The organism is Neobacillus drentensis NBRC 102427, assembly GCF_001591445.1.
Lineage (GTDB): Bacteria > Bacillota > Bacilli > Bacillales > Cytobacillaceae > Neobacillus > Neobacillus drentensis.
This window is the reverse complement of the sequence record NZ_BCUX01000106.1, coordinates 1-5,184: the sequence shown is the minus strand read 5'-3', so window position 1 is coordinate 5,184 and position 5,184 is coordinate 1. Positions and strand designations below refer to the sequence as shown.

At 37.8% G+C, this 5,184-nt stretch carries 5 protein-coding genes; 1 reads left to right on the top strand and 4 read right to left on the bottom strand.

All coding sequences use genetic code 11. The features are described from left to right. Positions 1-373: 373 nt before the first annotated feature. Complete coding sequence (locus tag BDR01S_RS24185; protein WP_066250151.1) at positions 374-1,456, bottom strand: branched-chain amino acid aminotransferase; 1,083 nt, start codon at positions 1,454-1,456, stop codon at positions 374-376. Between the two features lie 360 nt (positions 1,457-1,816). Beyond that, positions 1,817-1,984, bottom strand: a complete 168-nt coding sequence (locus BDR01S_RS25570; protein ID WP_157406256.1) for a hypothetical protein — start codon at positions 1,982-1,984, stop codon at positions 1,817-1,819. Positions 1,985-2,118: 134 nt separating this feature from the next. Between BDR01S_RS25570 and BDR01S_RS24180 the strand changes: the two genes are divergently transcribed. Next, a complete protein-coding gene (locus BDR01S_RS24180; RefSeq protein WP_066250154.1) occupies positions 2,119-2,502 on the top strand; it encodes a hypothetical protein in 384 nt (127 codons plus the stop codon). Positions 2,503-2,580: 78 nt separating this feature from the next. Here BDR01S_RS24180 and BDR01S_RS24175 read toward each other — a convergent pair whose 3' ends face one another. Together BDR01S_RS24175 and BDR01S_RS24170 are read right to left on the bottom strand one after the other, a co-directional pair. Continuing rightward, positions 2,581-3,576 (bottom strand): metal-dependent hydrolase, encoded by a 996-nt coding sequence (locus tag BDR01S_RS24175; RefSeq protein ID WP_066250156.1) that lies wholly within the window; start codon positions 3,574-3,576, stop codon positions 2,581-2,583. A 51-nt stretch (positions 3,577-3,627) separates the two neighbouring features. Next, the gene (locus BDR01S_RS24170) at positions 3,628-4,770 is read right to left on the bottom strand and encodes a glycosyltransferase family 4 protein (protein WP_066250159.1); all 1,143 of its coding nucleotides are present in this window, start codon (positions 4,768-4,770) and stop codon (positions 3,628-3,630) included. Positions 4,771-5,184: the final 414 nt, after the last annotated feature.

Genomic DNA, 5,184 nt, shown 5'->3' with positions numbered 1-5,184 from the left:
TGCCCGTGGAGGTTGAAAAAATGGTTCAACGGTAACTAGTGGAAGCGACTAATGCCCGTGAAGGTGGAAAAAATGGTTCAACGGTAACTAGTGGAAGCGACTAGTGCCCGTGGAGGTCTAAAAATCGGTTCAGCGGTAACTAGTGGAAGCGACAATGCCCGTGGAGGTTGAAAAAATGGTTCAAAAGTAACTAGTGGAAACGACTAATGCCCGTGAAGGTTGAAAAAATAGTCCAACGGTAACTAGTAAAAGCGACAATGCCCGTGGAGGTCTAAAAATCGGTTCAACGGTAACTAGTGGAAGCGACTAATGCCCGTAATGAAGGTAAAATTCAGTAGACAACAAAGAACCAGGCAATTTGCCCGGTTCGCTTTTACACTTCCACCTGTGCAACCTTCACTGTCCAGTTAAAGGGATCTTCTTTTTTCCCAAGTTGGATGCCGGTCATTTCATCATAGAGGCGTTGAGAAAGTTCGCCGATTTTAAACTCATTGATGGCAATTGCTTGTTCATTCCAAGTTAATTCACCTACAGGAGAAATGACAGCAGCTGTTCCTGCCCCAAATACTTCTTCCAATTCTCCGCGAGCATGTGCAGCAAATACTTCTTCAATTGAAATTCTCTCTTCTCGTACAGGGATATTCCAATACTTTAGTAATTCAATTACCGAATCACGTGTAACACCCGGCAAAATACTGCCATTTAATCGTGGTGTTACCACTTCGCCATTGATCTTGAAGAAGATATTCATACTGCCAACTTCTTCGACATATTTATTCTCTTTCGCATCAAGCCAGAGAATTTGGGCAAATCCATTTTCATCAGCTTTTTCCTGCGCTTTCAGACTGGCCGCATAATTGCCAGCCGTCTTCACATGGCCAACTCCACCAATAACAGCCCGAACATACTGTTCTTCTACATAAATTCTAACAGGACTTAATTGGTCTCCATAATAAGCTCCCGATGGAGAGAGAATGACGAGCAATTTATATTGTTTCGCAGGTCGAACACCAAGATAGGGCTCGGTTGAGAATATAAACGGACGAATGTAAAGAGAAGTCCCCTCGCCATCAGGAACCCAATCTTTTTCTGTTAAAATCAATTGTTTAATCGCTTCTAATAAAAAGTCCTCATCAATTTGTGGAATGCACAGTCTTTCGCAGGATTCATTCAAACGCTTCATGTTTTTTTCGGGACGGAAGAGTTGAATGGTTCCATCTGCTGCTTTATAAGCCTTCATTCCCTCGAAGATCGCTTGTCCATAGTGGAAAACCATCGCGGACGGTTCGAGTGTTAATGGCTCGTAAGGAGTAATTCGCGGGTCAAACCAGCCGATTTCATGATCATAATCCATCACAAACATATAATCAGTAAAATATTTGCCGAAACCTAGGGATGAAAAATCAGGCTTCTCCTTTAAAACTTCTCTCTGAACAAATCCAAATTCTTGTTTCATGTTTACACCTCTTGTCGATTCTCTACTTTCCACTAATGAAAGCAGGCTAAGTTCCGTCTGAAATAAAGTTTATAACACAAAGGTTCCAAATTAAGTAGAAGATTTTTAATTGAATTTATTATCTAACTATACCACTTTATTAGCATCAACTTCCATACTCCAGATTTAAAAAACAAATAATTCAGTTTTTTGCAACGTATAGAAGTAAAGATATACGATTATGAACCCATTTAACTATTGTTGAGGAAGGGGAATTGGTAGTGATTAGGTGTGAAGGGAAATACAGACGTAAGGGTATCCTTGAGTCTAAAAAATAGCAATTCAAAAAGAAAAACGCCACAATTGGGCGTCTACCATTAATCATTGCTGTTCATTGTTTTCCGTGGAATTTGTAAAAGCATTGGGGTCAACTGTGTTTGCTCCGTAATCCGGGACATTACTTGCATGCTCTTTATGATACTGAGTTCCTGAGCCTTGTCCGGTAGGATTGGTTTTCCCTTTTTGCTGGTTGTTTTGTTGATTTGGCATGATCTTCACCTCCTAAACACAAAGAGTAGTATATGTAGTATAAATGAAATTATTCAATGGAGATGCAACAATTTGAAACTTTATTGGACTTTTTCCGTATACTTAGAACAAAGTCCAAAAGGAGATGTAAGGGAATGTTCCTAGCAGAACTACAGCAGGAAGAGAGAAAGGCGTTTCTTGAACTTGCTGCGCTGATTGCCAAAATTGATGGAAAAATATCTATATTTGAAACTTCCATACTTATCAGGTACCAAAAAGAAATGGGACTGGAGAACTATAAATTAAAGGGTCTCGCTATTGATGAAATCCTTAAAGTATTTAAGAATGAACGATCAAAGAATATTGTCTTAACGGAACTCCTTCAACTCATCTATTCCGATGGAGTTTTTCATAATCAAGAAAGCGAAACCATCAAATTCATTAAGTCGTACTTCGGCTTCGATTCAAGTGAATATGGAAGTTTCAAGGATTGGATTGTTAAAATAAAGGAATTATCGGTGTCTAAGGGGAGACATTAGTCCGTATGAATATTTTAATTAAAGCGAAAAAAAAGTAATGGCTCCCTAAAATAGGGGGCCATTGTTTTTTATTGTCTTTTACTTGATGGATGATGAAGAGGAATTCTTTAAGCTTCGTAACACTTTTTTGTATTGTTTTAAAGAGTTTACTTTGCCTATATAACTATTCTTTCTTTTGAAATCAGAGGAAATAAACATGATGGCAAGGGAAGGGAAGAATTTTTTGGTTCGAAAACGAAGGTCCTTCCAATAAACAAAGTAGCCATTTTTTCTAATAGTGACAAAGGGATAAGCGAACGATGTGCTAGCAAGAAAGTCTGAAACGGACTGGTTATTTGTACTATCAGAAACCAATACTGGTAAATCAATTTTTTTGGAAAGAGTATGTTCGATGTCAAGCGTGTTATCTGAATAAACTCCAAATAAAAAATCCTCCCCCGTCTCAATAATAATATCCCATTTAAATAGGGCCATACGCGGGATTAGCTTTATCCGGATTGCTTTAATAAAATGTTGCTGTAGGTGCATTTTGGTTAATAATGATGACAGAAATCGAACGGTTAGGTATAAAAATATGAATCCATAAATCATTAAAAAGGTGATCCCGGCCTGGTAAAAAAAGAGTAAACCAAACCCTAGAAAATGGAGCATCAAAATATAAGGATCAAATAAAGGTATCGTGTCAAAGGTAATCCATTTTTTTGAAAATGGAAGCAGGACTTGCGTTCCGTGGACATTGAATAAATCAAAAAAGATATGAAGAATCACTGCTAGAAACGTCCATAATAAGAGATGAAGAAATCCTGAAACGGGGAAGAATGGATAAATTAAGCCTGAAACCAGGAATCCCCATAAAGGAAGAGCTGGCAGTGAATGTGATAGGCCTCTGTGATTCCTGAAATAGCTGCCCTTTCCTTTTAATCTGTAAATGAAATCAAAATCAGGAGCATTTGAACCTATGACCGCGCCCAACATGACCGCCTGTGATAGGGGCTGATTAGATGAAATGGCAGGATCGATTTGAGCAAGAGCACCAATGCCAATCCCTATGACAATATGCGAAAAAGTATCCACGCAATCACTCCTTTACACTATGAATATATGTGAGAAAAATCGTATAACTAATCATGCATATTTTTGTATATTTGGTTCTTCGATAACGGCTCGATAATGCCAAAGTAGATGGGAAAAGATTTTATCCCAGCTTTGTGTTAGGGCATAATTTCTTCCTTCAATCCCCAATTGCTTTCGCAGATCATCATTTTCTAATAGCTTCAAGATGGCGTTTGTAAATTCCATTACATTGCCCGTTTCACACAAATAACCTGTTACCCCTGCCTTAATAATATTTTTTACGCCTCCGGAATTTGCGGTAATGGCGGTTGTACCACTTGCAAGTGCTTCAATCACAACATTTCCAAAGGTTTCAGTAGGGGAGGGGAAAACGAATAAGTCTGATGCGGAGTAGATTTCCGCTAATTGTTCTCCTGTTAAGTAACCTGTTAATGTCATGTTGGCAGGTGCTTCGATTTGCAGTTCTTCCCTTTGGGGACCGTCTCCGATAACAAACCATTGAACTTCCTCATTTATCTCAGCTGGCAGTGCTTTTGCCACTGCTAGTAGTGTCTTTAAATCTTTTTCTGGAGCTAACCTGCCTACATAGGTTAAGAGGTACTTTTTTGAAATCCCCCATTGCTCACGAATCACTTGTTTTTCGTAATAAGGGTGAAAAAGCTGGCAGTCGACTCCACCGGGCCAAACTTCTAAATTTACAAATCCCTGGCATTTGAGTTGATTTAACGTTTCATTAGAAGGGACAAATAATTTTTTAAACGGTTTATGGAACCAATTCATATATTTCCAAAGGATTTTTGAAAAAAACCTAAGATCATAAAATTTCAAATAATGGTCAAAATCCGTGTGATAGGAGCCAACAAGTGGAATAGTTAGTTTTTTTGCAAGATAGACACCGCAAAGTCCCATGTTAAATGGTGTAGCGACATGGATGATATCCGGGGAGAATTCTTCTAATTCTGATTTAATACGAGAAAGATTGGGAAAAGCCAGGCGACAATCAGGATATAAGAAAAAAGAGAGACTTTTAACGCGACAAACGTTTGAAGAAACAGATTCGTTTGAAAGCGAATCAGGTGCAAAGACTTTGTAGGAGATGTTTTTATTTTCCAAATAGTGAATGAAATACTTAAGCGTCCGAGCAACTCCATTGATATCCGGATCATAGGTATCAGTGAAAATGGCAATCCTCATAACATTCCCTCACTGACCAATTTTGAACTACCATAATGGGGATACATTAGATACTTAAACGTCATTCTCATCTACTCCCTTCATAATATACTCTCATTAATTGTATTAAATAAAGGGAACCATTCTTCTTAAGATTCTGTTAATAAAATGTAAAGATTCTGTATTGTAAAAAACATAGGAAAACGCGCTTGAATTTACAATATAATTCACAGTTCGTTTTTTATTGATATATCAACAATTTAGCGGATTTTAATTGATAATGTTCCCTAATTCACAGGGTAAATCACAGGGTATGAAATAATTATTGGAGAACTATGAATTTGTTGTGATTTAGTACGTGGATTATGTTGGGATTTCAAAGATTGTTGGATTTAATTTTAATGGGTAACTTTCACGGGCACGTATACACCTTCT